This window comes from Pseudomonas sp. PA-4-8C (assembly GCF_021606625.1).
Classification (GTDB): domain Bacteria; phylum Pseudomonadota; class Gammaproteobacteria; order Pseudomonadales; family Pseudomonadaceae; genus Aquipseudomonas; species Aquipseudomonas lactis.
Genome location: NZ_WKCD01000415.1, coordinates 1 through 3,242 on the forward strand (window position 1 = coordinate 1; position 3,242 = coordinate 3,242).

2 protein-coding genes and 1 pseudogene are annotated in these 3,242 nt (G+C 62.7%); all 3 read right to left on the reverse strand.

The window, feature by feature from the left end; translation table 11 throughout:
• The coding region (locus GIW04_RS29215) for an XdhC family protein (RefSeq protein WP_329607656.1) at positions 1 to 378 on the reverse strand (378 nt) is incomplete at its 3' end.
• Positions 379 to 443: 65 nt separating this feature from the next.
• Complete coding sequence (gene xdhB, locus GIW04_RS29220) at positions 444 to 2,870, reverse strand: xanthine dehydrogenase molybdopterin binding subunit (protein ID WP_120248447.1); 2,427 nt, start codon at positions 2,868 to 2,870, stop codon at positions 444 to 446.
• Positions 2,863 to 3,242: pseudogene (locus GIW04_RS29225) on the reverse strand (xanthine dehydrogenase small subunit); the annotation flags it as partial. The gene xdhB and the pseudogene GIW04_RS29225, both read right to left, overlap by 8 nt.

The following is a 3,242-nucleotide window of genomic DNA, read 5'->3' on the forward strand; positions in this document are numbered from 1 at the left end:
GGGCAGGCTTGCCAGCAATGGCACCAACGCACGGCCGACATGGCCGGCGCCAAATACAGCGATGTGCGCCTGCGCCTGGCCCATGGGCTCGAACAGCAGCACGGTCACGCCGCCGCAGCATTGGCCCAGGCTGGCGCCGAGGCTGAAGCGCTCCAGGTGAGTGTTCTGCTGGCCGCGCACCAACATGTCCCGGGCGATCTGCATCGCCTTGTATTCCAGGTGCCCGCCGCCGATGGTGTCGAAGGTGTGCGCGGCGCTGATGACCATCTTGGAACCGGCGTTGCGCGGGGTGGAGCCGAGTTCTTCGATGATGGTGACGAGCACGCAGGGTTCGCCCTGGTTTTGCAGGGTGGCGAGGGCGCTGATCCAGTTGTCCATGTCTACCTCCAGTCAGATCGTTCCCACGCTCCGCGTGGGAATGCATACCGTAACGCTCAGCGTCACTAGAGCGGACGCACAGCGTCCAGGGCGGCATTCCCACGCGGAGCGTGGGAACGATCAACAGCCTTTAGCGCCTGCAACTGCCGCATCTGCTCACACCCCCACAACACCCGCTCGGGCGTGGCCGGCGCATCAATTTTGGGCTGATGGCGATAATCACCGAGGCTCGCCACTGCATCCTTGATCGCACACCACGAGGCAATCCCCAGCATGAACGGCGGCTCGCCCACAGCCTTGGAATGGAACACCGTGTCTTCCGGGTTCTTGCGGTTCTCTACCAGCTTCACCCGCAGGTCCAGCGGCATGTCGGCCACCGCCGGGATCTTGTAGCTGGCCGGGCCGTTCGTCATCAGCTTGCCCTTGTTGTTCCACACCAGCTCTTCCATGGTCAGCCAGCCCATTCCCTGGATGAAGCCGCCTTCCACCTGGCCGATGTCGATGGCCGGGTTCAGCGAGGCACCCACGTCGTGCAGGATGTCGGTGCGCAGCATTTTGTATTCGCCGGTCAGGGTGTCGACGATCACTTCGCAGCAGGCCGCCCCGAACGCGTAGTAGTAGAACGGCCGCCCGCGTGACTGGCTGCGGTCGTAGAAGATTTTCGGGGTTTTGTAGAAACCTGTGCTGGAGAGCGATACCTGGGCGAAATACGCCTGCTGGATCAACGCCTCGAAGCTGAGGATCTGCTCGCGCACGCGCACATGGCCGTTGCGAAACTCCACGTCCGCCTCGCTCACGTCGTACTTGCGCGCCGCAAATTCCACCAGGCGCTGCTTGATGGTTTCGGCCGCATTCTGCGCGGCCTTGCCGTTCAGGTCGGCGCCGCTGGAGGCCGCGGTGGGGGAGGTGTTGGGCACCTTGTCGGTGTTGGTGGCGGTGATCTGGACGCGGTCGATGTCTACTTGGAACACTTCGGCCACGACTTGCGCAACCTTGGTATTCAAGCCCTGGCCCATCTCGGTGCCGCCGTGGTTCAGGTGGATGCTGCCGTCGGTGTAGATATGGATCAGTGCGCCAGCCTGGTTGAGGAAGCTGGCGGTGAACGAAATACCGAATTTCACCGGGGTCAGCGCCAAGCCCTTTTTCAGGACCGGGCTGTGGGCGTTGTACAGGCGGATCGCTTCGCGGCGCTCGGCATATTGGCTGCTGGCTTCCAACTCGGCGGTCATTTCTTCGAGCATGTTGTGCTCGACGGTCTGGTAGTAGTGGGTGACGTTGCGCTCGGTCTTGCCGTAGTAGTTGGCCTTGCGCACGGCCAGCGGGTCTTGGCCCAGATGGCGCGCGATGGCGTCCATCACCTCTTCGATGGCGACCATGCCCTGGGGGCCGCCGAAGCCGCGATAGGCGGTGTTGGAGGCGGTATTGGTCTTGCAGCGATGGCCGTTGACCGTGGCGTCGCCCAGGTAATACGAGTTGTCGGCGTGGAACATGGCGCGGTCGACAATCGAGTTGGACAGGTCCGGCGAACAGCCGCAGTTACCCGCCAGCTCCAGGTTGATGCCGTGCAGGCGGCCGTTGTCGTCAAAGCCCACGTCGTATTCGATATAGAAGGGGTGGCGCTTGCCGGTCATCAGCATGTCTTCGACCCGTGGCAGGCGCATCTTGGTCGGCTGGCCGGTGAGGCGCGCCACCACGGCGCACAGGCACGCCGGGCTGGCGGCCTGGGTTTCCTTGCCGCCAAAGCCACCGCCCATGCGGCGCATGTCCACCACAATCTTGTTCATCGACACATCCAGCACTTCCGCCACCAGCTTCTGCACTTCGGTGGGGTTTTGCGTGGAGCAATAGACGATCATGCCGCCATCTTCGGTGGGCATCACCGAAGAGATCTGGGTTTCTAGGTAAAAGTGTTCCTGGCCGCCGATATGCAAAGTGCCCTGGATGCGGTGCTTGGCACTTGCCAGCGCAGCGGCCGAATCGCCGCGCTGGTGAGTGTGGCTGTCGAGCACGAAGTGCTTGTTGCGAAACGCCTCGACCACATCCAGCACTGGCTCCAGGTCTTCATATTCGATCACCGCCGCCATTGCCGCCTTGCGTGCGGTCTCCAGGTCGCGGGCGGCCACGGCCAGCACCACCTGGCCGACGAACTGCACGGTGTCGATGGCCAGCAGTGGGTCGCCGGGCATCAACGGGCCGATGTCTTTCAGGCCCGGTACGTCTTCGTGGGTGATGACTATGCGTACGCCGTCGAAGGCATAGCAGGGCGCGGTATCGATGCTGATGATGCGGGCGTGGGCACGGTCGGACATGCGCGCATACAGGTGCAACTGGTTGGGGAATTCCAGGCGGTCATCGATGTACTGCGCTTCACCGCTGACGTGCTTGGCGGCGCTGTCATGCTTGACGCTGCGCCCCACCCCGGTGGTGAGGTCCTGGGCAAACAGTGCGGCAAGTTCGGCCTGGGTTTTTACCACGGCGTGATGGTTAGACATAAGCGGTCACCCGAGTCTCGATGTGCGGCGTTTGCAGTTCGATGAAGTATTTGCGCAGCAGGTTCTGCGCGCTGAGCAGGCGGTATTCCTTGCTGGCGCGAAAGTCCGACAGTGGGGTGAAGTCCTGTGCCAGGGCGGCGCAGGCTTTCTCGACCGTGGCCAAGTTCCAGATGGCGCCCAACAACGCGGCCTCGCAATTTTTTGCGCGTTTTGGTGTGGCGGCCATGCCTCCGAAGGCAACGCGAGCCGCGCTGATCACACCGTTGTCGATCTTCAGGTTGAACGCCGCGCACACGGCGGAAATATCATCGTCCAGGCGCTTTGACACCTTGTAGGCCCGAAACAGCGTGTGGCCCTTGGGCACGATGATGG